The 25,243-nt window shown below is 68.2% G+C and carries 24 protein-coding genes; 9 read left to right on the forward strand and 15 right to left on the reverse strand.

The genetic code is table 11. The features are described 5' to 3' along the window. Window positions 1–3: 3 nt before the first annotated feature. From JL11_RS06465 to JL11_RS06475, 3 genes are all read left to right on the forward strand, one after another. A complete protein-coding gene (locus JL11_RS06465; RefSeq protein ID WP_054764936.1) occupies window positions 4–3,270 on the forward strand; it encodes an efflux RND transporter permease subunit in 3,267 nt (1,088 codons plus the stop codon). Continuing rightward, window positions 3,270–4,706: an efflux transporter outer membrane subunit gene (locus JL11_RS06470; protein ID WP_054764937.1), complete on the forward strand. Its 1,437-nt coding sequence runs from the start codon at window positions 3,270–3,272 to the stop codon at window positions 4,704–4,706. Before JL11_RS06465 ends, JL11_RS06470 begins: the two co-directional genes overlap by 1 nt. Window positions 4,707–4,887: 181 nt before the next feature. After that, window positions 4,888–5,091 (forward strand): hypothetical protein, encoded by a 204-nt coding sequence (locus JL11_RS06475; RefSeq protein ID WP_054764938.1) that lies wholly within the window; start codon window positions 4,888–4,890, stop codon window positions 5,089–5,091. A gap of 34 nt (window positions 5,092–5,125) precedes the next feature. On the opposite strand, the gene JL11_RS17650 is transcribed toward JL11_RS06475, so the two are convergent. The 7 genes from JL11_RS17650 to JL11_RS06505 all read right to left on the reverse strand — a co-directional run bounded on the left by JL11_RS17650 (window position 5,126) and on the right by JL11_RS06505 (window position 13,881). Beyond that, window positions 5,126–5,302, reverse strand: a complete 177-nt coding sequence (locus tag JL11_RS17650) for a hypothetical protein (RefSeq protein ID WP_182714330.1) — start codon at window positions 5,300–5,302, stop codon at window positions 5,126–5,128. A 50-nt stretch (window positions 5,303–5,352) separates the two neighbouring features. Next, on the reverse strand, window positions 5,353–6,447 hold the full coding sequence (locus tag JL11_RS06480) for an HlyD family secretion protein (protein WP_054764939.1): 1,095 nt from the start codon (window positions 6,445–6,447) through the stop codon (window positions 5,353–5,355). Between the two features lie 21 nt (window positions 6,448–6,468). Then, complete coding sequence (locus tag JL11_RS06485; RefSeq protein WP_054764940.1) at window positions 6,469–8,178, reverse strand: MFS transporter; 1,710 nt, start codon at window positions 8,176–8,178, stop codon at window positions 6,469–6,471. Further along, window positions 8,178–8,753 (reverse strand): TetR/AcrR family transcriptional regulator, encoded by a 576-nt coding sequence (locus tag JL11_RS06490; RefSeq protein ID WP_054764941.1) that lies wholly within the window; start codon window positions 8,751–8,753, stop codon window positions 8,178–8,180. The genes JL11_RS06485 and JL11_RS06490 overlap by 1 nt, the downstream gene beginning before the upstream one ends. A gap of 232 nt (window positions 8,754–8,985) precedes the next feature. Next, window positions 8,986–9,495 (reverse strand): GNAT family N-acetyltransferase, encoded by a 510-nt coding sequence (locus JL11_RS06495; protein WP_054764942.1) that lies wholly within the window; start codon window positions 9,493–9,495, stop codon window positions 8,986–8,988. Then, window positions 9,492–11,573: a S46 family peptidase gene (locus tag JL11_RS06500; RefSeq protein WP_054764943.1), complete on the reverse strand. Its 2,082-nt coding sequence runs from the start codon at window positions 11,571–11,573 to the stop codon at window positions 9,492–9,494. Before JL11_RS06500 ends, JL11_RS06495 begins: the two co-directional genes overlap by 4 nt. A 220-nt stretch (window positions 11,574–11,793) precedes the next feature. Then, window positions 11,794–13,881: a S46 family peptidase gene (locus JL11_RS06505; RefSeq protein WP_054764944.1), complete on the reverse strand. Its 2,088-nt coding sequence runs from the start codon at window positions 13,879–13,881 to the stop codon at window positions 11,794–11,796. Window positions 13,882–14,092: 211 nt separating this feature from the next. Here JL11_RS06505 and JL11_RS06510 point away from each other — a divergent pair, with 211 nt between their 5' ends. From JL11_RS06510 to JL11_RS06520, 3 genes are read left to right on the forward strand one after another with little or no spacing between them, the layout of a single operon-like run. Beyond that, window positions 14,093–15,262, forward strand: a complete 1,170-nt coding sequence (locus JL11_RS06510) for an ABC transporter permease (protein ID WP_054764945.1) — start codon at window positions 14,093–14,095, stop codon at window positions 15,260–15,262. Further along, window positions 15,259–16,014, forward strand: a complete 756-nt coding sequence (locus tag JL11_RS06515) for an ABC transporter ATP-binding protein (RefSeq protein WP_054764946.1) — start codon at window positions 15,259–15,261, stop codon at window positions 16,012–16,014. Before JL11_RS06510 ends, JL11_RS06515 begins: the two co-directional genes overlap by 4 nt. Before the next feature lie 26 nt (window positions 16,015–16,040). Next, window positions 16,041–17,054 (forward strand): HlyD family secretion protein, encoded by a 1,014-nt coding sequence (locus JL11_RS06520; protein WP_054764947.1) that lies wholly within the window; start codon window positions 16,041–16,043, stop codon window positions 17,052–17,054. A gap of 9 nt (window positions 17,055–17,063) precedes the next feature. On the opposite strand, the gene JL11_RS06525 is transcribed toward JL11_RS06520, so the two are convergent. Further along, window positions 17,064–17,861 (reverse strand): crotonase/enoyl-CoA hydratase family protein, encoded by a 798-nt coding sequence (locus JL11_RS06525; protein ID WP_054764948.1) that lies wholly within the window; start codon window positions 17,859–17,861, stop codon window positions 17,064–17,066. 115 nt (window positions 17,862–17,976) lie between these two features. Then, on the reverse strand, window positions 17,977–18,129 hold the full coding sequence (locus tag JL11_RS17655) for a hypothetical protein (protein ID WP_007390126.1): 153 nt from the start codon (window positions 18,127–18,129) through the stop codon (window positions 17,977–17,979). 155 nt (window positions 18,130–18,284) lie between these two features. Here JL11_RS17655 and JL11_RS06530 point away from each other — a divergent pair, with 155 nt between their 5' ends. Together JL11_RS06530 and JL11_RS06535 are read left to right on the forward strand one after the other, a co-directional pair. Next, window positions 18,285–18,503, forward strand: coding sequence for a DUF1289 domain-containing protein (locus tag JL11_RS06530; RefSeq protein WP_054764949.1), 219 nt, complete (start codon window positions 18,285–18,287; stop codon window positions 18,501–18,503). Between the two features lie 88 nt (window positions 18,504–18,591). Further along, window positions 18,592–19,116: a retropepsin-like aspartic protease family protein gene (locus JL11_RS06535; RefSeq protein WP_054764950.1), complete on the forward strand. Its 525-nt coding sequence runs from the start codon at window positions 18,592–18,594 to the stop codon at window positions 19,114–19,116. Here the strand turns inward: JL11_RS06535 and pgsA are convergent. The 5 genes from pgsA to JL11_RS06560 all read right to left on the reverse strand — a co-directional run bounded on the left by pgsA (window position 19,113) and on the right by JL11_RS06560 (window position 22,238). Then, the gene (gene pgsA / locus JL11_RS06540; RefSeq protein ID WP_054764951.1) at window positions 19,113–19,760 is read right to left on the reverse strand and encodes a CDP-diacylglycerol--glycerol-3-phosphate 3-phosphatidyltransferase; all 648 of its coding nucleotides are present in this window, start codon (window positions 19,758–19,760) and stop codon (window positions 19,113–19,115) included. The two genes, JL11_RS06535 and pgsA, sit on opposite strands and share 4 nt — an antisense overlap. After that, the gene (locus JL11_RS06545; RefSeq protein ID WP_054764952.1) at window positions 19,757–20,212 is read right to left on the reverse strand and encodes a PIN domain-containing protein; all 456 of its coding nucleotides are present in this window, start codon (window positions 20,210–20,212) and stop codon (window positions 19,757–19,759) included. Before JL11_RS06545 ends, pgsA begins: the two co-directional genes overlap by 4 nt. Continuing rightward, on the reverse strand, window positions 20,209–20,496 hold the full coding sequence (locus tag JL11_RS06550) for a type II toxin-antitoxin system ParD family antitoxin (protein ID WP_054764953.1): 288 nt from the start codon (window positions 20,494–20,496) through the stop codon (window positions 20,209–20,211). Before JL11_RS06550 ends, JL11_RS06545 begins: the two co-directional genes overlap by 4 nt. Before the next feature lie 43 nt (window positions 20,497–20,539). Continuing rightward, window positions 20,540–21,166, reverse strand: a complete 627-nt coding sequence (locus JL11_RS06555; protein ID WP_054764954.1) for a carbonic anhydrase — start codon at window positions 21,164–21,166, stop codon at window positions 20,540–20,542. A 97-nt stretch (window positions 21,167–21,263) separates the two neighbouring features. Continuing rightward, window positions 21,264–22,238, reverse strand: coding sequence for a sodium-dependent bicarbonate transport family permease (locus tag JL11_RS06560; protein WP_054764955.1), 975 nt, complete (start codon window positions 22,236–22,238; stop codon window positions 21,264–21,266). A gap of 95 nt (window positions 22,239–22,333) precedes the next feature. Here JL11_RS06560 and JL11_RS06565 point away from each other — a divergent pair, with 95 nt between their 5' ends. Next, entirely contained in the window at window positions 22,334–23,188 is an 855-nt protein-coding gene (locus tag JL11_RS06565; RefSeq protein WP_152949673.1) for a LysR substrate-binding domain-containing protein, read from the forward strand. Between the two features lie 7 nt (window positions 23,189–23,195). Here the strand turns inward: JL11_RS06565 and uvrC are convergent, their stop codons facing one another. After that, complete coding sequence (gene uvrC, locus JL11_RS06570; RefSeq protein ID WP_054764957.1) at window positions 23,196–25,067, reverse strand: excinuclease ABC subunit UvrC; 1,872 nt, start codon at window positions 25,065–25,067, stop codon at window positions 23,196–23,198. Window positions 25,068–25,243 lie beyond the last annotated feature (176 nt).

Below are 25,243 nucleotides of genomic sequence, written 5' to 3' on the forward strand. Positions count from 1 at the left end.
GCCATGAACATATCCCGCTTCTTCATCGACCGGCCGATCTTCGCGGCCGTGATCGCGGTGGTGATCACCATTGTCGGCGTCTTCGCCTATCCGCTGCTGCCCCTGTCGCAGTATCCGGAGATCGCGCCGCCGACGATCACCATCAACGCCGCCTATCCCGGCGCCTCGGCCGAAACCTTGGCCGAGACCGTCGCCGCCCCCATCGAGCAGGAGGTGAACGGCGTCGAGGACATGCTCTACATCACCTCCTCGTCCACCTCGGACGGGGCGGTGGCGATCACCGTCACCTTCCAGCCGGGCACCGATCTGGACGCCGCCCAGGTGCTCGTCCAGAACCGCGTGGCCCTGGCCGAACCGCGTCTGCCCGAGGCGGTCCGCCAAACCGGCGTGGTCGTCAACAAGGCCGAGAGCGGCTTCCTGATGATCCTGGGGCTGACCTCGCCCGACGGCTCGCTGAACAACGACTATGTCGGCAACTACGCCAACTCGACCCTGCGGGACCGCCTGCTGCGGATCGAAGGCGTGGGCGCGGTCCAGGTCTTCGGCGGCGGCAACTATTCGATGCGGGTCTGGATCGACCCGGCCAAGGCGGCCGAGCGCGGCCTGACCGGGCCGGACATCGTCGCCGCCCTGCGGGCCCAGAACGTCCAGGCCGCCGCCGGCTCCATCGGCCAGCCGCCCTTCCCGAACAGCGCCTCGGCCTTCCAACTGCCGGTCCAGGTCCAAGGCCGTCTGACCGATCCCGACCAGTTCTCCAACGTCGTTCTGAAGACCGACAGCGAGGGCCGTGTCACCTATCTGCGCGACGTGGCGCGGATCGAACTGGGGGCCCAGGACTACGGCATTCGCGGCTTCTTTGACGGCCAGCGCGGCGTCGGCCTGGCCATCGTGCAGCAGCCGGGCGCTAATGCGCTCGGCACCGCCGATCGGGTCCTGGCCGAGGTCGAGGCCGTCAAGGCCGAACTGCCGGCCGGGATGCAGGTCTCGGTGCCCTACAACCCCACCGAATTTGTCGCCGCCTCGGTTGAGTCGGTTCAGCACACCCTGATCGAGGCCGTGGTCCTGGTCGTGATCGTGGTCATGGTCTTCCTTCAGACCTGGCGCGCGGCCATCATTCCGATCGTGGCCATCCCGGTCGCCCTGGTCGGCACCTTCGCAGTGCAGCTGGCGCTCGGCTATTCGATCAACTCCCTGTCCCTGTTCGCTCTGGTTCTGGCGGTCGGCATCGTCGTCGATGACGCCATCGTCGTGGTCGAGAATGTGGAGCGGGCGATCAGCGAGGGTCTGTCGCCCAAGGAAGCCGCCTATCGATCGATGCAGGAGGTCTCGGGCGCCCTGATCGCCATCGGCCTGGTGCTGGTGTCGGTGTTCGTGCCGACCATGTTCGTGCCGGGCATTCCGGGCATCTTCTACCGCCAGTTCGCCGTGGTCATCGCCTCGGCCTCGGTCATCTCCCTGTTCGTCTCCCTGACCCTGTCGCCGGCCATGGCCGCCCTGTTGCTGAAGCCGCACGACAAGGACCACGGCCCGGTGCGCAAGCCCGGCGTCCTGGGGACCGCCGTCTATTACGTCGGCTGGGGCGGACGGAAGTTCAACGAGGGCTTCGACTGGCTGTCGGACCGCTATGGTCGTCTGACGGCGCGTCTGGTGCGCACGGTCGGCATCGTGCTGATCCTGTACGCCGGTCTGTTGGGCCTGACCGCCTGGCGTCTGGTCGACACCCCCTCGGGCTTCATTCCCGAACAGGATCAGGGCTTCCTGATCGGCGTGATTCAGCTGCCGGCCGGCGCCTCCCTGGACCGGACGGAGGCGGTGATGACCCGCGCCCGTCAGATCATCGAGGGCACCGACGGGGTCAACGGCACCGTGGCCTTCGCGGGCCTGGACGGCGCCAGCTTCTCGTTCGGATCGAACGCCGCCACCATCTTCGTGCGCCTCGATCCCTTCGAAGAACGCTCCAAGGAAGAGGCCGCCGCCGCCCTGGCCGGGGCCATCACCCAGGCCACGGGTCAGATCGAGGACGCGCAGATCTTCGTCATCGCCCCGCCGGCGGTCCAGGGTCTGGGCAACGGCAACGGCTTCAAGATGATGATCCAGGACACCTCGGGCGCCGGCTACCGCGCGCTGGAGGGGGCGACCTTCGCCATGATGGGCGCCGCCGCCCAGGCCCCGGATCAGGTCAGCCAGGTCTTCTCGACCTACAACACCGGCTCGCCCCGCATCTCGGCCGACGTCGATCGCGACAAGGCCCTGATGATGGGCGTCCAGCCCAGCGCCGTCTTCGACACACTCGGCGTCTATCTGGGCTCGTCCTACGTCAACGACTTCAACCTTCTGGGCCGCACCTATCGGGTGACCGCCCAGGCCGAGCCCCAGTACCGCGACGACATCGCCGACATCGCCAACCTGAAGACCCGCTCCTCCAGTGGGGCCATGGTGCCGATCGGGTCGGTGGCCAATCTGGTCAATGACTCCGGCCCGTCGCGCGTGGTCCGCTACAACCTGTTCCCGGCGTCCGAGCTGCAGGGCAACCCGGCCATGGGGGTCTCCTCCGGCCAGGCCCTGCAGGTCATGGAGCAGATGGCGACCAGCACCCTGCCGCAAGGCTTCACCTACGAGTGGACCGAGCTGGCCTACCAGCAGAAGGCGGCCGGTTCGGGCGCGACCATGATCTTCCTGATGGCCGTGGTCTTCGTCTTCCTGGTGCTGGCGGCCCAGTATGAAGCCTTCACGCTTCCGCTGGCGGTCATCCTGATCGTGCCCATGTGTCTGCTGGCCGCCATCATCGGTGTGAACCTGCGGGGGCTGGACAACAACATCCTGGTCCAGATCGGCCTGGTGGTTCTGATCGCGCTGGCGGCCAAGAACGCCATCCTGATCGTGGAGTTCGCCAAACAGGCCGAAGAAGAGCAGGGCATGAACCGGTTCGACGCGGCCGTGGCCGCGGCCCGGACCCGTCTGCGCCCGATCCTGATGACCTCCTTCGCCTTCATCCTCGGCGTCGTGCCGCTGATGCTGGCGAGCGGGCCCGGCGCCGAAATGCGCCAGTCGCTCGGCACGGCGGTCTTCTCCGGCATGCTGGGGGTGACCTTCTTCGGCCTGATCTTCACCCCGGTCTTCTATGTCGTCACCCGCTGGCTGTCGTCCAAACTGCCGCAGGGCAAGACGCCGACGCCCACCGGCGCCGAGACCGTCCGTTACGATCAAACTTCCAGCCTGACCGATCCTAATGCGCCGGCTCCGGCCACGGGTCGGGGAGGGGACATCTGATGACCCGCACCAAGACCCTCAGCTTCCTGACCGCCGCAGCCGCCGGCGCCCTGCTCGCCGCCTGCGCGGTCGGGCCCAAGGCGCCCGAGGCGGCTCTGCCGACCTCGGGGACCGGCGGCTTCATCGGCGCGGCCAATCCGGCCGTGACCGCCACGACCCCGGCCCGCGACGACTGGTGGCGGCTGTATGACGACCCGACGCTGGACGGCCTGATCCGTCAGGCCTTCGCCGAGAACAACGAGCTGGAGGCCGCCTTCGCCAATCTGCGCGCGGTCCGGGCCTCCCTGTCGGAGGCCCGAGTCGGCCGCTTCCCGACCACGACCACCAGCGCCCAGGCCCAGCGCAGCCGGGCCTCGGCCGCCACCGTCACCGGCCTGCCCGCCGGCGAGGACGCCCCCGAGATCGACACCTATGACGTCGGTCTGTCGGCCAGCTACGAGGTCGATCTGTTCGGACGGGTGGAATCCACCATCCGCGCCGCCCGCGCCGACGCCCGCGCGGCCGAGGCGGCTCTTGCCACGGTCCAGGTCTCGGTCGCGGCCGAGACGGCCCGCGCCTATGCCGACGTCTGCTCGGCCAACGCCCAGATCGCGGTGGCCGAACGGACGCTGGAGCTTCAGCGCAACACCGCCAACCTGACCCAAACCCTGCTCGACGGCGGGGCGGGCACCGGTCTGGACGTGGCCAGCGCCCGCGCGGCCCTGGCCCAGACGGCGGCGACCCTGCCGACCCTGCGGGCGTCGCGGAACGAGGCCCTGTTCCGCCTGGCCACCCTGACCGGCCGCACCCCGGCCGAGGCCGACCAGGCCGCCGCGGCTTGCGTCCGGCCGCCGCAACTCAGCCGGCCGATCCCGGTCGGCGACGGCGCGGCTCTCTTGGCGCGTCGTCCCGACGTGCGTCAGGCCGAGGCCAATCTGGCCGCCGCCGCCGCCCGCGTGAACGTGGCGACCGCCAACCTCTATCCGCAGATCAGCCTGGGCGGCTCCTTCGGCTCGACGGCGCTGGAGTCGAGCGAACTGGGCGACGACCAGAACTATCGCTTCAGCTTCGGTCCGCTGATCAGCTGGTCCTTCCCCAACGTCTTCGCCGCCCGCGCCCAGATCCAGGCCGCCGGCGCCCGCTCGGACGCCGCCCTGGCGACCTTCGACCAGACGGTTCTGACGGCCCTGCAGGAGACCGAGACGGCGCTCAGCAACTACGCCAACGAACTGGACCGCCGCGCCGCCCTGACCGAGGCGCGGGATCAGGCCGCCCGCGCCGCCATCCTGTCGCGTCAGCGTTTCAACGCCGGCGCCGACAGCTTCCTGGTGGTGCTGGACGCCGAACGCACCCAGGCCGCCGCCGACGCCGCCCTGGCCCAGTCCGACGCCCTGGTCACCACCTATCAGATCGCCCTGTTCCGCGCCCTCGCCGGCGGCTGGCAGGCCGAGAGCTGACGAGAGAAAATTCTCCGTCCCTTGGGGGAGTGAAGACAGGCCGCCGGCGGTCCTTCGGGCCGCCGGCGTTCGTGCGTCGAGAGTCACAATCGTCCACAAGGACGTCGGCGTATCGTGTTCCTGATTTGTTCTCTTCGTGCTTAAACCGACTGCGGCGGTCGGCGGCGTGACGGAGGATCAGATGAATGACGGAATTCTGGCCGATATGATGGCCGAGCTGGATGCGGAGCTGGCGCGGGCCGAGGCGTCCTTGCCGCAGCATCCCGAACACACCCGCCAGACCGAGGTGATGCGCGCCTTGGCCCTGGGTCTGGGCAATTTCGAACGGATGCGGGCGCACGACGTGCATCTGCTGGCCGCGCGCCTGTCGTCCGGCCGGTCATGAGAGAAATCAGAACGGAGTGATCAGGCCGGGACGATCAGGGCTGTCGCTTGAAGGTGTCGCCCACTTCGGCCGCATCAGGCCCGTCGGGCCCGGCGCTGCGCCGCTCTTGGTCGCCCACCTTCTTCACGTCTGCCTCTGGCGTCAGGGCGTCCGGCTTGCCCAACGGCTCAGCGCCGTTCTTCTTGCGGCCCTCGGTCTGAATGTCATCCATGATGGTCTCCCTTGCTGATGAGGGAGCGCGGGGCGCGCAGGCGGGTTCCGTCAGCGACCGGTATCCACCCTGGCCACCACCGACATGCCGGGCGACAGGCGCTCCAGGGCCGGTTGACCGGAATCCAGCCGGATGCGGATGGGGATGCGCTGGGCGACCTTGGTGAAGTTGCCGGTGGCGTTGTCGGGGCGGATGACGCTGAACTCGCTGCCGGCGGCGGGGGCGATGCGTTCGACGCGGCCGCGCAGGCTCTGACCGCCCAGGGCGTCGACCGTGATCTCGACCGGCTGACCGACCCGGATGTCGCGCATCTGGGTCTCCTTCATATTGGCCGTGACCCAGACCACGTCGGGGACCAGACCCATCAGCTGGGTTCCGGCGGTGACATACTGGCCCTGGCGCACGCCGATCTCGCCCAGGCGGCCGGAGCGGGGGGCGATGATGCGGGTGTTGGCCAAGTCGATCTGGGCCAGACGGACGGCGGCCTGGGCGTTCTCGACCGAGGCGGCCAGGCTGTCGCGGTTGACCACGGCCGAGGTGACGCCGGTCTGGGCCACGCCCTCGGCGGCCTGGGCCTGGGCCAGCTGGGCCTGGGCGCTGCGCAGGGCGGCGACGGCGATATCGACATTGGATTGCGACACCCAGCCGCCGGCCTTCAGTGTGCGGGCGCGGTCGGCGTCGGCCTGGGCCTTGGTCAGGGCGGCCTGGGCGGCGGCGATCGAGGCGCGTTGCTGGGCCACGGCGCCGCGCGCGGACGCCTGGCTTTGGGTCGAGTTGGACAGGGCCGCCTCTGCGGAGTGCAGGGCGGCCTCGGCCTGTTCCAGCTTCTGGCGGTAGATACGGTCGTCGACCTGGGCCAGAAGCTGGCCCTGCTGGACCCTCTGGAAGTCCTGGACCGGCACGGCCGTCACATAGCCGCTGACCTGGGGGCTGATGATCGTCACCTGGCCGCGCACATAGGCGTTGTCGGTGCGCTGGACATGGCCGGTGAAGGGCGGCAGCCGCCAGGCGTAGAGGACCAGGCCGACGGCGAAGACGGCGACGATGGCCGCCACCACGGCCCAGAGGACGCGCTTGCGGGGTTCCGGCGCGGCAGGGGCGGCAGAGGCGGGCGGAGCGGAGGGAGCGGGGGCTGTGTCGGTCATCGGATGGGGGGCTTTCGGAGATCAGTCGGCGGCGGCGACAGCTGCGGCGTCGGGCGTGGGCGTGTTTCGGGCCTCCCGTTTCGCCTGACGGCGCGCCTTGAGGCGGGGGCGCAGATGGACCGCCGTAACCCAGGCGCAGCCCAGGCCGGCGACCCCGGCGATGATCAAGAAGACGTCGTTATAGGCGAGGACATTGGCCTGCTGCGTCACCTGGCGCGTCAGCAGAGCCACGCCCTCGGCGTTCAGCTGGGCGGGGTCGGTGACGGTCGAGGCGTAGGCGCCGGACAGCTGGCGCAGGCGCAGAACCACCTGGGGGGCCAGGCTGGTGATGTCGGCGGCCAGCTGGTTCGAATGGAATTTCTCGCGCACCACCTGGATGGTGCCGATCAGGGCCGAACCGGCCAGGCCGCCCAGGTTCTGAAGCACGCTGAACATGACGATGAAGCTGATGATGTTGCGGGCGCCCTGTTGCAGCACCTTGCCCACCCCGATCAGCAGGGCCGGGCCGACGAACAGGGCCGAGGCGAAGGCGACCAGGGCCTGGCTGACATAGAGCTGGGCCGGGCGGGTCAGGACGGTGGCGTGACTGTCCATATAGGCGCCGACGGCGATCAGGCCGAGGGCAATGGCGATGGGCAGGTTCAGCCGGGTCATGTCCAGCGTGAGGGCGGCGACCGCCGTCCCGGCCATCATGGCCAGCAGGATGACCAGGAACAGGCCGTGCAGCTGATCCGGCCCCAGACCCACAACGGTCAGAAAGCCCACGGCGCCCGAGGTCTGTTCCGACAGGGTAATCCGGATCAAGAGGATGGCGCCGAACAGGCGCAGGATGTCGGGGCCGGTCAGCCAGCGCACATTGATCAGCGGATTTCTGCGGTTGTATTCGACCGTCAAGGCGGCGGTCAGCAGCAGGATCGCCCCCGCCAAAGCCCAGCCGATCCAGGCGGCCTCGGTCCACCAGACGATCCGGCCCAGGCCCAGAACGGCGGCCAGCAGGGCCACGCCGGGGGCGAACAGGGCGAAGGTGACGAAGTCCAGCGGCTCGAACAGTTTCAGCCGCTCGGACGGGGGCAGTCGCAACACCTGGACGGCGGCCCAGGCCAGCAGCGCCATGCCCAGTTCGAAGGTATAGAAGGCGCGCCAGTCGTCCAGCTGAAGCAGGCTGGGCATGATCAGGCGAGCGATGGGGACGGCGAAGCTGGACAGGCCGATGCCGATCACCAGGCCCTTCAGCCGATGCTGGGCCGGAAAGGCCTGGATCATATAGAGGAAGCCCAGGCTGCTGAGCCCCGCCGCCGCCATGCCGGCCACGGCCCGGACGAACAGGGTCGATTCATAGTTGTCGACGGCCAGGTGGGCGGCGCAGGTGACGACGAAGGCGGTCAGGCAGATCTGGGTGAAGAGGCGCAGGCCATACTGCTGGCGGAACTTGAACAGGATCAGGTTCATACAGGCGTTGGTCATGACGAAGACGACCGGCAACCAGGCCGCCTCGCTCGGTGTGATCCCCAACGACCCCTGAAGATTGGAGAGGTTGGCGGTCACGGCCGCATTGCCCAGACTGCCGACCAGGGCCACCAGGACGCCGGTCAGGGCGTACTGAAGCCTCAGCCAGGCCGTGTGGTCGGGCGTGGCGGGCGAGCCGGGCAGGGTGGGCCGCTCGTGCGGTTTCAGCGTCGCCAGATACTGGTCCCACGGCAGATGCCAGTTGTGATCGGCGCGACGAGCCATCAGGAGGCCTCGGCCCGGGGGCGCAGGCCGTCCATGAGGAGGGCGCGGGTGCGCTGGGACACAGCCTGACGCTCGGCTTCATCGGCGCCCTGGAAGCCGGCGCCCAGCAGGGTGGCGATCAGGCGAATGTCCATCGGCCGCAGATCCTTTCGCACCAGGCCGGCCGCCTGGGCGCGTTGCAGAGGGGCGGCGCCCGCCTCCATCAAGCTTTGCCGCAGGGGCGTAAGCGCGTCGGGCGACCGAACGTTCCGCACCAGGCCCGCCAGGCCGGCGTTGCGGATCATGTCCTCGGCCAACCGGTCCAGAAACCAGAAGAAGGTCTCCGGCGCCTCGCCCTGTTCGGCGGTGCGGCGGCCCAGGTCGGCGACGTCGGCCTCGAGCACGGCCAGGGCCAGTTCGGTGCGGTCGGCGAAATGACGATACAGGGTGCCCCGGCCGACGCCCGCCTTTTCCGCGATCAGGTCCAGCGGGGCGTCCAGGCCGTGGTCGGCGAAGACCGCGCGCGCGGCCTGAAGCAGGGCGGCGCGGTTGTGGATGACGTCCTTGCGGAGGGTTTTGGGGGCGGGGCGCGACATGGTGACGCGCTTAAATGGACACGGGTGTCCGTTTTGCAAGGACCCTTTGTTTTCGTCATTCCGGGCGAAGCGTAGCGGAGACCCGGAACCCAGCGGCGCGCGAGAGCGCGAACCTGTCGCGGATAATGTCTTTCAACATCATGCGGCGGATAGATTTCGCCTTCGGCGCCGCTGGGTTCCGGGTCTACGGGCCAAGCGGCCCTTCGCCCGGAATGACGAAAGAAGAAGAGGCCTAGAGCCCCTTCTCCAACACCACGAACTCCAGCTCAGACCGGGGCGGGTCGACGGGGAAGGGGCGGGTCTCGCCGGTGGGGCGGTAGCCGCGCCGTTCGTACCAGGCGATCAGTTCGGCGCGGCGGTGGATGACGGTCATCTCCATGCGGCGGGCGGCGAAGCGGGTCACGGCCTCGCTCTCGGCGGCGGCGAGGAGACGGCGGCCCAGGCCGGAGGCTTGCAGGATGGGCTCGACCGTCAGCATGCCGAGGTAGGTCCGGCCGTCGCCGACGCGGGCCACCTGGACGCAGCCGACCAGGGCGCCGTTGCGGTGGGCCAGCAGAATGACCCGGTCGGGATCGGCGATCAGGGCCGACAGTTCCTCGGCGCTGGTGCGGGTGTCGAACAGCAGGTCCGCCTCATGCGTCCAGCCGGCCTTGGCCGTCTCGCCCCGATAGGCGCGCTCGATCAGGGGATGAAGCGCGGCGACGTCGTCGAGGATCGCCGCGCGGAAGGCGATGTCGCTCACCGCTCCCGGTCTGGGGAAACGCCCAGCTCCCGCACCAGATGGTCCATGCCATAGACGTCGCGCAGGGCCACGGTGACGGCCTGGGTGGTGACGATGACGCTGCGGTTGACGGCGCGGTCGTAGCCGTAGGCGTTGCGCTGGGTCAGGACGGTGGAGTCGAAGTTGGCGCCGATGATCTCGCCCCTGGCGTTGATCGCGGGCGAACCGGAGGAGCCGCCGATGGTGTCGGTCGAGACGGCCATGTCCATGACCGCGTTCGGGTCGATCCGGTCCTTGGCCGCGAGCAGTTTGGGCGCGACGGCGAAGGGCTCGGCGCCGGTGGCGCGGTCCCACAGGCCGGCGAAGGTGGTGAAGGCGGCGAACCGCTGGCCCGGAACGTCGGAGCCTTCGACCTGGCCGTAGGTCAGGCGAAGCGTGCCGGTGGCGTCGGGATAGACGGCGTCGCCATAGGCGGCGAAGCGGGCGGCGGCCAGCTGTTCCGAGGCGCGGTCGGTCGGGGCCTGGACGCGGGTCTCCCAGGCGTTGCGGACGGCGCGAGCATCGGCGTCGATCGCCAAAGCGTACTGGATCATCGGATCGGTCGAGGCCTGGACGGCTGCCAGACCGCCGGTCCACAGGGCGCGGCGCACGGCCGGATCGGCCAGGGTCGTGCCGGCGACAAGGCGAGCCGACAGGCCCTCGGGGCTTTCCTTGCCCAGCAGGGTGCGGACGGAAGGATTGTCGACCGTCAGCCACTCCCGGGTCTTGGACAGCCACCATTCCAGCCGGATCTGCTCCAGCTCGGGATAGGTGGGACGTTCGGCGAACAGGCGGGACTCGAGGCCCGACAGACGGCTGTCGGCGAACTCGGGCAGACGCTGGTCGGACGGCTTGGCCCGCTCCTGGGCGCCGCGCACCAGGGTGCGGGCATAGCTGAACAGTTGCGATCCCCCGGCGACCGAGGTCGTGCCCAGGCCCGTGCCGCCCTCCAGCAGCGCCATGGAGGGATAGAGTTCGCGGGCGACCGGCTGGACCGCGCTGAGGTTGGACCAGGGATCGACGCCGGAGGCGGCGGCGCGGGCGCGGAAGTCGGCTTCCTGCTCGGCTTTACGAGCCATGAAGGCCGGATCGATCAGGGCGGCCATCCGGCCGCGGCCGCGCTTGTAGGTGTTCTCCAGACCCACGATGGGGTCCATGGCGATGAAGGCCTGCTCCTCGCCCTCTTCGGAATAGCGGATCAGCCGGCCGCGCAGCTCCGACGCGATCAACTGGTCCAGCGGCAGCACCACGTCGCGAATGGTGGTCAGCTGGTCCATGGTCAGCAGGCGCTGGGTGGCGCCGGGGTTGCCGGAGATGAAGACGGCCTCGCCCTCGGTCGGCTTGTTCGGGTTCCAGGCGAAATGGGTCGGGGTCTCGACCGGCTTTCCGTCCTCGTACAGGCGGATGAAGGCCGCATCGATGGCGAAACGGGGGAAGGAGAAGTTGTCCAGATCGCCGCCGAAGGTGGCGGCCCGATCCTCAGGCGCCCAGGCCAGGCGGACGTCGGAATATTTGCGGTACTTGTAGAGTTTGAACTGGCCGCCCCGGTACAGGCTGACGACCTGGCAGCGGATCTTGGGGTCGTTTCCGCAGGCTTCGCTTTCGATCCGCCCGGCCTCGGCGTCGCGGGCCTGGGTGAAGGCCTGGCCTTCAAGACCGGCGCCGGCCTTGTGCATCCGCTCGGTGACGTCCGAGATGTCGGTCAGGATTTCGGCCGTGGCGCCGGGGCATTTCAGCTCTTCCTCGCGCGACTTCGGCAGGAAGCCGGTCTCGGCGTAGTTCACCTGGGGCGTGGACAGGTTGGCGACGCAGGTGGCGACGCAGTGATTGTTGGTCATCACCAGGCCCTGGCCCGAGACCACGCCCGCCGAACAGCCGCCGAACTTGACCGAAGACAACCGCACCCGGTCCAGGAAGGCCTGGTCGATGTCGGTTCCCAGCGCCTGGTTGGCGCGGGCGATGGGGAAGTTGTCGAAGGTCCACATGCCTTCTTCGGCGGAGGCCGCAGAGGCGGCTGCGACGGCGAGGACGGCGGCGGAGGCGAGAAGGGCGAGGCGCATGGGGGTGGTCCTTGAAGTCTCCTCCCCATCGCTCCGCGATGGGGAGGTGGCGCGGCGCGACTTCGCGCCGTGACGGAGGGGCTCTGAGATACATGACAGGCGCCGGTGCGGTGGTGAAGAGCCCTTCCACCGCGGAGCTTGTCCTCGGGCTCGCCGAAGGCGGGACCCGGGGGCGGTCCCCCTCCCCGCAAAGCGGGGAGGAGACTTTATGACCCGGCCTTTACCGCCGCACGCCCAGTTCGCGCAGCAGGCGCGGCTGGTTGTAGACGGTGCGCAGGGCCTCGGTGATGGCGGCGGTCGAGACCGTGACCGTGCGGTTCAACTCGCCGTCATAGCCGAAGCTGCCGCCCAGCGAGTGGATGTTGCCGTCGAAGGCGGCGCCGATGACTTCACCCTTGGCGTTGATCACGGGCGAGCCCGAGTTGCCGCCGATGATGTCGTTGGTCGAGACGAAGTCATAGACGGTCGACTTGTTCACCTTGCCCTCGGCCGCCAGCCAGTCTTCGGCCGCGTTGAAGGGCTCGGCGCCCGTATTCCGCTCGTACAGACCGCCGATATAGGTGAAGGGCTCCACCGTCACGCCACGATAGGTCCAGCCCTTAACCTGGCCGTAGGAGAGGCGCAGGGAGAAGGTGGCGTCGGGATAGAGGTTGGTTCCGTAGACCGCGAACCGGGCCTGGGCGATCTTTTCGGCGGCGCGGCTGGTCGGGCCGGACACGGCCGCTTCCCACTGGGTGCGGACGGCCTGGGCGGCGTCGTCATTGGCCAGAACGAACTGGATCATCGGATCGCCCGAGGCGGCCAGCTGTTCCGGCGTCATGGCCAGGGCTTCGGCGCGGAAGGCCGGATCGGCCAGGCGGGTGCCCTCGACGGTGCGCTCAGCGATCTGCTCGGGGCTTTCCTTGCCCAGCAGGGCTTTAACGCTGGGATTGTCCACCGTCAGATATTCGCGGGTCTTGGACAGCCAGAACGACATCTGAATCTTCTCGATGTCGTCGGAGATCGGGGCGTCCTGCGCCAGGCGGCGGCCCAGGGCGGCGATGTCCGCCTCGGAATAGCCGGCGCGGCGTTCGGCCGCAGGCTTGGCCCGCTCCTTGGCGGCGCGGACGATGGCCTTGGCGTAGCTGTACAGCTGCGAGCGCGGACCCGATTCCAGCTGGCGATAAGGCAGGTAAAGGTCGCGCTGGGCGGCGGCGGCGCGCTCCAGCTCGGCCCAGGGATCGCCGATCCGTTGGGCCAGGGCGGGGTCGGCCGCGACGCGCTGGCGCAGCTCCTGCTCCTCAGCGCGCTTCTTGGCCATGAAGGCGGGGTCGGTCAGGGCGCCCTGCTGGCCGTAATAGACCTTGAAGCTGTTCTCCAGGCCGAAGATCGGATCGACCGAGACCCGCTTGGCCTCTTCGCTGGTGGTCGCATATTCCAGCAGGCGGCCGCGCAGTTCCGAGGTCTGGATCAGGGTGATCGGCAGCTGCTGATCGCGCAGGACCTCCAGCTGGGCCATGGTCAACAGGCGCGAGGTCGAGCCGGGGTTGCCGGCGACGAAGGTGACGTCGCCTTCCTTGGGCGCATTGGGGTTCCACGTCAGGTGGTTCGGCGTGGAGACCGGCTTGCCGTCCTCGTAGGCGCGCAGGAAGGCCGCATCCAGGGCGTAGCGCGGGAAGTTGAAATTGTCCGGATCGCCGCCGAAGAAGGCCGCCTGAAACTCGGGCGCGAAGACCAGACGCACATCCTCGTACTTGCGGAACTTGTAGAGCTTGTACTGACCCCCGCGATAGAGGCTGATCACCTGGCAGGTCAGCTTCTGATCGTCGCCGCAGACTTCCTTTTGAATCTTGTCGATCTCGGCCGCGCGGGCGCGCACGAAGGCGGCGCCCTCAAGCCCGGCGCCGGCGGCGGTGACGCGGTCGGTGACGTCGGTGATGTCGGTCAGGATCTCGGCCGTCTGGCCGGGGCATTTCTTCTCTTCCTCGCGGGTCGCCGGCATCCAGCCGTTCTTGACGTAGTCGTTCTGGGCGTCCGACAGGTCCTGAACGCAGCTGACGACGCAGTGGTGGTTGGTCAGGATCAGGCCTTCGCCCGAAACCAGCGAAGCTGAACAGCCCTGCAGACGCACGGCGGCGTTGCGCACCCGATCCAGCCAGGCCTGGTCGAGGTTCGTGCCGTATTTCTCATTCACCGTGGCGATGGGGAAGTTGTCGAAGGTCCACATGCCCTCATCGGCCTTGGCGGGAGTCGCAGGCGCGGACAGGACGACGGTCGCGGCGCCCAGGGCGGCCAGCGAGGCGGTGAGACGAAGGGACGGCAGGGACATTTGGAAACTTCCTCCAGAGCGCGGGACCGGGCTGATCCGCCTGTTATCTTGTAACTAGCGCCGTTTCATCGACGCCGCCAAGAGCCAGACGCCGATAGTCCTTCGATCGGTCCCTCGCAATCGCGCCGATGCGAAGCCTTACCCCGATTTAACTTGGCGCTGAGGCACGCGCCGGTCAGATAGACCCCATACCGGGGGTTTATCGACGACCATGTCGCTTGCACTATCAACCTTGCTCTACGAGTGGCGCCGCTACATGGCGGCCATTGTGGCGCTCGCCTTTTCCGGCCTGCTGGTGCTGGCCCAGGTCGGCATGTTCATGGGGATCGGCAAGGCCTTCACGGCCCAGATCGACCGCGCCCGCGCCGACATCATGATCCTGAGCCCCGGGGCCACGGCCCTGTTCAACGGCGGCCCCTCGGGCGTGCCGCGGCGCATCATGCCGGTGGTCTATCAGCACCCCGAGGTCTTGGCCGTCGCCGACCTGGACGGGTCCGGCGGGCGTTGGCAGAACATCGTCAAGGACAAGGAGCCGGGCGCCGAGCCCGCCGCCCCCGGCGCCAAGAAGATGGAGTTCGTCAACGTCACCACCATCGACGCCATGCCCGGCGCGGTGACGGTGCCCGTCGACTATTCCGACGATCTGGTCGAGGCCCTGCGCCAGCCCTATGCGGTGGCGGTGGACCAGACCGCCCTGGGACGGCTGGGCGTCAAACTGGGCGACCAGGCCACCTATAACGGCAAGACCGTGCGGGTCGCGGCCGTGACCCAAGGCTATCCCAATATGATGCAGGCCACGGTCGTCATGTCGCGCGACACCCTGCGGATGCTGGGCGAGGCCAACACCGGCGAACGGGTCGGGCCGCTGATGGTCCAGATCAAGGATCCGGCGCGCGCCCCGATCGTGGTGGCTCAGCTGAACGCCATCTCGAACGGCCAGTTCAAGGCCTGGACGCGCCAGGATCTGGCGAAAGCCAATGAGGGGGCGATGATGAAGGAGAGCTTCATCGCCATCATGCTGGGCTTCTCGCTGTTCCTGGGCATTCTGATCGGGGTGGCCATCACCTGGCAGACCCTGCGCGGCGCCATCATGGCGAACATCAAGGAGTTCGCCTCTCTGCGGGCGCTCGGCGTCTCCATGGGGTCGCTGCGGCGGATCGTGCTGGAACTCAGCTTCTGGGTCGGGATCGCCGGGGTCCTGGCGGCCTTCGTCCTGACTTGGGCCGTCAGCCTGCTGGCCGCCGGCTCGGGTCTGACCATGTCCTTCCCGCCCACCATGGTGATGATGGTCTCGGCCATGCTGGTGGTGATCGCCCTCGTGTCCGGCTTCCTGTCGCTGGGCGTCCTGAAGAAGAGCCAGCCTGCGGACCTGCTGCGATGAGCGTTCATACCAAAGTCCACGGCAAGCACGGCGACTTCGCCATCGAGGCCAAGGGTCTGGTCAAGCGGTTCAAGACGGGCCGCAGCTGGGTCGAGGTGCTGAAGGGCGTCGATTTCGATGCGCGGCACGGCGACCTGACCATGGTCATGGGGCCGTCCGGCTCGGGCAAGTCGACCCTGATCGCCAATCTGTCCGGCCTGTTGAAACCCGAAGAGGGGCGGGTGGACATTCTGGACGTCGACGACCTGTGGAAATACGGCTCCGGCCGGATCGACAAGTTCCGGCTGGATCACTGCGGCTTCATCTTCCAGGGCTTCAACCTGTTCCCGTCGCTCACGGCGCTCCAACAGGTGATGACGGTGCTGAAATATCAGGGCCTGTCGCCGTCGGAGGCCAAGAAGCGCGCCACCACCGCCCTGGAAGAAGTCGGCCTGGGCCATCGCCTGAACCAACGGCCCAGCGCCCTGTCAGGCGGCGAGAAGCAGCGTGTCGCCATCGCCCGCGCCCTGGCCAAGAACCCGCAGATCCTGTTCGCCGACGAACCGACCTCGGCGCTGGACGGCGAAAACGGCCAGGTCGTCATTCGGCTGCTCCGCCGGGCCGCCACCGAACACGGCGCCGCCGTGATCTGCGTGACCCACGACCCGCGCCTGGAAGCCTGGGCCGACCGGGTCATCCACATCGAAGACGGCAAGATCCTGGACGATCAACGCCGCATCCCTGATCCCGACGCCCAGCTGGCGTCCCACTAAGCTCTTTTCGAACGGACTGAACCGTCATGCCCGCCTTTCTCAAAAACAAGTGGCTCTGGATCGGCCTGATCCTGATCGTGATCCTGGTCGTCGGCTTCATGGCCTTCAGCAAGGCCGGCGCGGCCAAGAAGGCCGAGGTCGAAAAGGCCGCCGCCCAGAAGATCGACAGCCCCTACGCCGCCATCGCCAACGGCAAGGCCGACGTCGAGGGCGGGGTGATCAAGGTCGCCGCCCGTCGCGGCGGCGTGGTCCGCGAAGTCTTCGTCAATGAGGGCGACAAGGTGGTCGCCGGCCAGATCCTGGCCCGCCAGGAAGACGACGAGACCCGTCTGGCGGCCCAGAGCGCGGCGGCTGCGGTGTCCGAGGCGCGCGCCCAGCTGGGCATGACGCGGGTGGAGCTGGCGACGGCCCGCCGCGAATATGAGCGGCTGTCGAAACTGGCCGCGACCAACTTCGTCGCCGCCCAGCGTCTGGACCAGGCCCGCGACCAGATCGCCCAGGCCGAGGCCCGTATGGCGTCCCAGAACGCCGCCGTCCAGACCGCCCAGTCCCGCCTGGACGAGGCGCGCTATAATCAGGAGCTGACGGTGATCCGCGCCCCGATGAACGGCCGCATCGCCCGCCGCTACGCCCAGCCGGGCGCCGGCGCCTCGACCCTGAACGTCACGGCCATGTTCGATCTGGAGCCCGAGACCGACCGCATCGTTCGCGCCGAGATCGTCGAGGCCGACCTGCCCAACGTCACGGTCGGCCAGGAGGTCGAACTGACCCCCGAAGGCGATCCCACCAAGATTTCAGTCGGCCGCGTCCTGCGCCGCGCCGCCGTCTTCGGCGCCCGCCAGCTGCAGTCCGAAGATCCTTCGGCCCGCACCGACGAGCGGGTGGTCGAGGTCGTGGTCTCGGCCGACGACACCCCCTTCCTGATCGGCCAGCGCGTCCTGGTGAAGTTCATGAAGCCTGGTCAAAAAGCCGGCGTCGCCCGTCCGGTCGCCGCCGGCGTCGGCCCCGACCAGGCCATGCGCGCGGCGGGACAGAAGTAAGGGGTCGGATCAGCGGCCGGTGAAATCCGCCGGCCGCTTTTCCAGCACGGCGGCGACGCCTTCCAGATGGTCGTCGGTCATATGGGCCAGGGCCTGCATGGCCGCCGACAGCTCCAGGATCTGTTCGAAGGTCTGGTCGCGGCCCTGGCGCATCAGGGTCTTGGCCATGCGCAGGGCCTGGGGCGGCTGGGCGGCGATTTCACCGGCGGTGATCAGGGCCTCGTCCATCAGCCGGTCGTGGGGAACCACGCGGTTGACCAGACCCCAGCGCTCGGCCGTCTCGGCGTCGATGCTGCGCCCGGTGAACAGCATTTCAGCGGCGCGGGCGTAGCCGACGTCGCGCGGCAGCCGCCAGGCCCCGCCGTCGCCGGGAATGATGCCCAGCTTCATAAACGGCACGCCGAAGCTGGCCCGGTCCGAGGCGATGCGGATGTCGGCTGTGGCGGCGATGCCGCAGCCCAGGCCCATGGCCGGGCCGTTGACCGCCGAGACCAGCGGAATCTCCAGATCATACAGGCTGCGGACGATCCGGTGGACGACGCGACGATAGCGTGCGCGAATCTCCGCGCCTGACCCTTCGAACAGGTCCCGCCGGTCGCGCATGGCGGTCAGATCGCCCCCGGCCGAAAAGGCCCGCCCCGCCCCGGTCAGGACGACGCATTTGACCGTCATGTCCGCATTCGCGCGGGCGCAGCCCTCAGCGAATTCATCGCCGTCGCCCAGGTCGGGCAGGGCGTTCAGCCGCGCCTCACGGTCCAGCGTCCAGATCAGCACCGCGCCCTGGCGGGTTTCGGCAATCAGCCCCATGGGTCGTCTCCCTTGTTCCCCCTCTCATCGTCCGCCGCCGTCGCGTCAGGCAAGGTCGGAATTGCAAAAGCCCCGGTCGGGACCGGGGCTCCTGCACGTCCGGCTCGCGAAGCCGTCAGCGTTTCTTGGGCGTATAGGGTACGAAGTTGGACGGATGGCTGGCCGCCCGTCCCGAGTTAGACGGCATGTGCCGACTGTTGACCAGCATCCCGCCCCACAGGGCGAAGGACATCATGGCGTGTTGGAGGTTGCGCTCCTTATCGTTCATCTTGGCGTCTCCTTTCGCAGAACGATGAAAAGAGACGCGTCGTACCTAGGGATCTCACCATCAGTCGTTTCGCGTCGATGACCAAGATAGCCATCTCCGTCCAAAATGCAAATTTTTAAGTCAGTAATCGGAGCAATTTTTATGAAGATGTCGCGTTGAGCGCGCCCAGCCCGCCCCGGCTTCCGCCGAAGGCGATCGCCACGCCGTGCGTCATGGTGTGCGCGGTCGATGGCGAAAGCGGCCTGTGCCTGGGCTGTTTTCGCACGCTGAAGGAGATCGCCGGCTGGCGCGCCCTGGGGGAGGAAGAGCGGACGCGGATCATGGCGGAACTGCCGTCGCGGCGCGGCCGGATCGACCCCGCCAAACTGGGCTGAGGGGGCGGGGTCGGGGGGATGGGCGTTTAAGACTTCGTCAGCCACGTCGCTTCACCGCATCCCAACGGGCGACGGTTATTGAAAGGGCATGATCCGTATCGATCTTCAGTCTGTCGTCGTGCTGGGCGCCTCTCTGGCGGCCTCGTTCGCGACGGCCCTGGCGATCCGTCACCTGGACGGCGGCGACCCCGCCCTGGCGGCGGCCCAGCCGGAACGCCTCGTCGTCGCGCCCGCGCCGGCTTCTGGGACCGCGACCCAGGTGGTGAAGGGGCCGGACGGTCACTACTGGGCCCAGGCGACGATCGAGGGCCGGGCCGTGCGGGTTCTGATCGACACGGGCGCCAGCGTGGTGGCCCTGACGCGGGCCGATGCGCGACGGCTGGGCGTCGATCCGGAGCCGGACGCCTTTACGGGGCGGGTGCAGACCGCCTCAGGCCTGGCCCGCGCCGCGCCCGTCGAACTGGCGGCGGTCTCGGTCGCAGGCGCGCGGGTCGAGCGGGTCCAGGCCCTGGTGGTCGAAGAGGGGCTTGCCTATTCCCTGTTGGGCATGAGCTATCTGGGGCGGCTGTCGGCCTTTGAGGCGACGCCTGCGGGTCTGACGCTGAGACCCTAAAGATCCTGCATCTGGCGCCGAGCTTCGCGGAAATACTGCCAGCCGGTCCACAGGGTGATGACGGCGGCGAACCAGATCAGGAAGACGGCGAAGGATTCGAAGGCCGGCTGCCAGGACAGGGGCGAGCCGTCCTCGTTCTGAAGGCCGAAGGCGTCCCACAGCAGGGTCAGTTGCAGGGCCGCCAGCGCCACCATCTGGACCGTGGTCTTCCATTTGGCGGCCAGGGTGACGGGCAGTTCGATGCGCCCCGCCATGGTCTCGCGCAGGGCCGAGACCGCGAACTCACGGAACAGGATCAGGCCGCAGGGCAGGGCGATGCCCGGCAGGGAGCCGGACGCCAAGACGCCCAGAATGGCCCCGGTGATCAGAACCTTGTCCGCGATCGGGTCCAGAATGGCGCCCCAGCGGGTGGTGGCGTTCCAGCGCCGCGCCAAAAAGCCGTCCACCCAGTCGGTCGAGGCGGCGATGACGAAGATCCAGAAGGCCCACAGGCCGAACTTCAGCTGGGTTTCCGGCGACAGCCAGGCGTCCAGAGCCCCCGGCGCGGCGCCGGCCAGCATGGCGAACATCACCACCCCGGCGAACAGGCGGATGCCCGTCAGGATGTTGGGGATCGGATTGGCGCGGAGGGCGGGCGCGGTCATGACGGGATCTCCAGCAGGGACGCGAGCAGGGGGTGAAGCGTCTCCGCGAACGGATTGGCGACGGTGACGCCTCGATAGACGAAGCCGTCCTGCATGTCTTCGGAAAGCAGAAGGCCGCAGCCGGCTTCGGCGGCAGCGCATAGGATGATGGCGTCCCAGATCTGGTGCGGGTGGGTGGCGACTAGTTCAAAGGCCGAGAAGACGACGGCTTCGCTGGTCGCGGGCACGATTGCGAGGCGTCGCCAACTGTCCGCGATCTCCGACGCCATTGCGGGTGTCATTCGCGCCTTGCCGGTCAGCACGCGGTGCAACTCTCCCAGGCATTGGGCGGCGACAATGAGCTCATGATCCGCATGAAGCCGGTCGATCAGTCGTCTGCCCGCAGCGCGTCGTGCGGGACCGTTGAGCCCTTCAGCGTAGACGATGACGTTCGTATCGAGGGCGATCCTCAATCGTACAGCTCTTCGCGGGTCCAGGGGCCTATGTCGATCGAGGGCATGGCGCTCCACCGGTCCAACATGGCCTTGAACGCCAGCTGACGGCGCGCGCTTTCTTCCTGCTGCCGGGCCAGTTCTTCCCGTCGAGCAGCTTCCGCGCTTTGACGCGCCACTTCCTGATCCTGCAGAAGGCGCAGACCGTCGCGAACCACTTCGCTCATACTGGCATAGCGGCCTGTCTTCACACGATCTCGAGCGAACTGCTCCAGTTCCGGGGTCAGGTGGACGTTGGTGGCCATGGGGTGAACATAACAAGAATAGGTGAGCCGGGGAAGGCGGTCGTCACCCCAACGGCTCGAACCTCGCCTTGTCGGTGAGGGCGGTCAGGACGCCGTCGGCGATTCCGAAATGAAGCCCGCTGAGCTCCAGTTCGCCCTTGGCTTCACGCTCGGCGATCCAGGGAAAGGTGCGCAGGTTTCGGATCGACAGACGCACCACGGCCTCTTCGGCGGCGCGCTCCAGTTCGTTCGGCGCGACGGTTTCGGCGACGTGCTGAACCACCGGCGTCCCCTGGGCGATCCAGGGGGCCACGAAGTCGGCGACGACGTCGGGCGCGCCGTGGATCATGGCGTTGACCCCGCCGCAGTGGGCGTGGCCCATGACGACTATGCGTTTGACGCCCAGAACCTTGACCCCGAACTCCAGGGCCGCAGAAACCCCGTGCAGCTTGCCGTCCGGTTCATAGGGCGGAACCAGATTGGCGACGTTGCGGACGACGAACAACTCGCCCGGCTTGGCGTCGAAGATCAGGGCCGGATCGGCGCGGCTGTCGGAACAGGCGACGATCAGGGTGTGCGGCGTCTGGCCCTTTTCAGCCAGGGTTTCGTACTCGGCGCGCGCCTCGGGCCAGTGTTCGGCGCGGAAGCGGCGATAACCTGACAGGAGAGGGTCTTTGGACGGATCGGACATGGGGGGGGTATAGGACCCAATCTCGGGACGGGGGAGAGGTGAAAGCGGGAAAAATCGCCGTCGCCTCTCCGGTTCCGCTCCCCCGTGGGTCAGGCGTCTAGGCCCACAGCCAGACTGCGGCCGCCGTATAGAGGGCGATGCCGATCACGAGGTTGAAGGGAAAGGTTACGGCCAGGGAGGCGGTGACGAAGACGCCGGGATCGGCCTTGGGCGCCGCGACCCGCATGGCGGCGGGCACGGCGATGTAGGAGGCCGAGCCCGCGAGGACGGCCAGCATGGCCGCGTCGCCGAGTCCGAGACCCGCCAGTCGTCCCAGGGCCAGGGCGACGCCTGCCGACAGGACGGGGAAGCCGAGGGCGAAACCGATCACCGGCCAGGTCAGCTTGCGCCGATCCGTCATCAGGCTGCGCGCGGCGGTCAGACCCAGGTCCAGCAGGAAGAAGCACAGGGCGCCCTGGAACAGCGGATTGACGAACAGGTCCAGCTTCTTCAGCCCCGCCTCGCCTGAAATGAGGCCGACCAGGAAGCTGCCGAGCAGCATCACCGTCGCCGCTCCGACCAGAACTTCGCGCAGGACGACGCCCCGGCCGGTCGACGGCTCGCGGCCGGCGCCGTGCATCAGGACCAGGGCGGTCAGGATCGCCGGCGTCTCCATCAGGGCCAGCACCGCCGCCATATAGCCGCCGGGCGCCAGACCCAGGTCGGTCAGATGCTGCTGACCGGCGGCGAAGGTCACAACCGACACCGATCCATAGGTCGCCGCGAGGGCGCACAGGGTCGGACGATCCAGTCGCGACGTCCACCGCAGCAGGATGAAGGCCAGGAGCGGCATGAGGGCGCTGAGCGCCAATCCCAGAGCCCCGGCTGTCAGAAAGTCGCCCTGAAGCCCAGCCTCGCGCGCTTCCACACCCCCGCGAAAGCCGATGCACAGCATCAGATAAAGGGAGATCGCCTTGGCGACCTGCTCCGGTATGGACAGGTCGGACCGGGCGAAGGCCGCAGCCGCGCCCACGAAGAAGAACAGGATGGCGGGCGAGGACAGCAGTCCGAGACCGGCGGCGATATCGGGCATGGGGGCTCCAAAACTCAGTGGCGGGCCCTTTGCCCGCCCCGCGCCAGACGCGCCAGTTTATTGACTTGATGTGCGACATAACGAACAGTTATGGCGTGACCAGTCTCGACATCGATCTGCTGCGGACCTTCGTGACGGTGGTCGAAACCCACAGCTTCACCCGGGCGGCCCAGCAACGCGGCCTGACCCAGCCGGCCGTCAGCTTGCAGATGCGGCGGCTGGAGCAGCAGCTCGGGGCGCCGCTGCTGGACCGGGGCGGCGCCAGGGTGGGGCTGACCACCGAGGGGGCGGCCCTGCTGCCCCAGGCGCGGCGGCTGTTGAAGCTGAACGACGAAATCATCGCCACGCTGAGCGACGGCGAGCCCGAGGGCGAGGTGCGGTTCGGGGCGCCGGAAGACATCGCCACGGTTCATCTGCCGGGCATACTGGGGGCCTTCGCGCGCAGCCATCCGCGCATCCGGCTGTCGGTGACATGCGACTATACCGCCAATCTGCTGGATCAGCTGTCGCGCGGACTGCTGGACCTGGCCCTGGTCAAGCGCGAGGCCGGGGGCGCCGACCTGGGGCTGAAGGTGTGGAGCGAGCCGCTGGTCTGGGTGGCCCAAGACGCCTCGGTCGCGGAGGCCTCGCCGCTGCCCCTGATCATCGCGCCTGCGCCGGACATCTATCGCAAGCGCGCGCTACAGGCGTTGGAGACGGCGGGGATCGGATTCCGGGCGTCCTTCACCTCGCCCAGTCTTGCCGGTCAGATGGCGGCGCTACGGGCGGGGCTGGGCGTCGGAGTTCTGCCGGCCGCCATGGCGCCGCGCGATCTGGCGGTGGTGAAGACCCTGCCCGCCCTGCACGACAGCGAGATCGCCCTGGTGTCGGCGCGCGGCTCGGGCGGTCCCGCCAAGCTGCTGGCGCAGGAGGTGTTTCGAAGCCTGGAGCGTGCGCCGGATCGCGCCTAGCCCTGAATCACCGCGCCTGGGGATGGAAGAAGGCGTAGATGCGTTCGGCCAGGGCCTGGCTGACGCCGTCCACTTTGACCAGGTCGGCGACGGAGGCGCGGCCGACGCCCTTGGCCGAGCCGAAGGCGTGGAGCAGGGCCTTCTTGCGGCCCGGGCCGACCCCTTCGATCTCGTCCAGCGGATTCCTGCGGATGTCCATCGAGCGGCGCTTGGCGTGGGCGCCGTTGGCGAAACGGTGGGCCTCGTCGCGCAGCCGCTGGAGATAATAGAGGGCCGGGGACTTCAGCGGCAGCATGAAGGGCGGCTTGCCGGGCATGAAGAACTTCTCCATCCCCGCGTCGCGATCCGGTCCCTTGGCGACCCCCACCACGGCGATGTCGTCCAGGCCCAGGTCGGCCATGACGGCCAGAACCTCGGCCAGCTGGCCCGCGCCGCCGTCGATCAGCAGCAGGTCCGGGCGCACCACTTCCTCGCCCTCCTCTTCGTCCTTGATCAGACGGGCGAAGCGGCGGCGCATGACCTCGCGCATCATGCCGTAGTCGTCGCCGGGCGTCAGGTCCTCGCCCCGGATGTTGAACTTGCGGTACTGGGACTTCTGGAAGCCTTCCGGGCCGGCCACGATCATGCCGCCCACCGCATTGGTCCCCTGGATGTGGGCGTTGTCGTAGACTTCGATCCGCTCGGGCCGGGCCTCCAGGCCGAAGGCCTCGCACACCTCGTCCAGGATCTTGCCCTGGGCGGAGCTTTCGGCCAGACGGCGGCCCAGGGCCTCCTTCGCATTGGTCAGGGCGTGGTCGACCAGGGCCAGCTTCTCGCCCCGCTGGGGTTTGGCGATCTCGACCCTGCGGTCGGCCTTCATCGAAAAGGCTTCTTCCAGCAGTTCCAGCTCGTGCGGCCGGACGTTGGACAGGATCAGGCGGGGGATCGGCTTGTCCTCGTAAAACTGGCCCAGGAAGGCGGCCAGGATCTCCGGGTCGGTGTCGGTCTTGTCCACGCGGGGGAAGTAGGCGCGGCCGCCCCAGTTCTGGCCGGCGCGATAGAAGAAGACCTGGACGCAGGCCTGGCCGCCGTCGGTGTGCAGGGCGAAGACATCGCCCTCGGCCACGCTGTCGGCGCTGACCGAGTTCTCCATCGAGATGGCCGACAGGGCGCGGATGCGGTCGCGGACCCGGGCGGCCTGTTCGAAGTCCATGGCGTCGGACGCGGCCTGCATCTCCTGCGACAGGCGACTGATGACGGCCCGTGACTTGCCGCGCAGGAAGGCTTCGGCCTCGGTGACCAATTCGCCATAGTCCTCAAGCGAGATCAGGCCGGTGCAGGGCGCCGAGCAGCGCTTGATCTGGTGCAGCATACAGGGGCGGGTGCGGGTCTCGTAGACGCTGTCTGAGCAGGAGCGCAGCAGGAAGGCCTTCTGCAGGGTGTTCAGGGTCCGGTTCACCGCCCAGGTCGAGGCGAAGGGCCCGAAATACTGGCCCGGCGTGGTGTGGGCGCCGCGATGCTTGCGGATCTGGGGGGCGCGGTGGTCGCTGCGGATCATCAGTTCGGCGAAGGACTTGTCGTCGCGCAACACGACGTTGAAGCGCGGCTTCAGCTTCTTGATGAAGTTGGATTCCAGCAGCAGGGCTTCGGTCTCGGTGGCGGTGACCACCAGCTCCATCGACCGGGTGAGCGAGACCATCAGGCCAATCCGCTGGGTGTGGAACCTTCCCTGGGCGTACTGGACGATCCGCTTCTTCAGCGACTTGGCCTTGCCGACATACAAGCACGAGCCGTCCTCGCCATACATGCGATAGACGCCCGGCTTGTCGGGCGCCCGACGCGCCTCGTCGGCGATCAGGGCGGCGGCCTTCAAGGTCGAATCGAGCGTCTCCTCGGTCATCGGGATGGATATAGGGCTTCGCGCGAGGCGGCGCATGTCCTTCCCCCGCTTGCGGGGGAAGTGTCAGCTCGTCGAGTGTAGCGAGACGGCTGACGATGGGGGAGTTTCACTTCAGGGAAGAAGACTTCCCTCTCCGTCGCTGGATCGCTGCGCGATCGACGCGCTGCCTCTCCCGC

This window comes from Brevundimonas sp. DS20, from assembly GCF_001310255.1.
Taxonomy (GTDB): domain Bacteria; phylum Pseudomonadota; class Alphaproteobacteria; order Caulobacterales; family Caulobacteraceae; genus Brevundimonas; species Brevundimonas aurantiaca.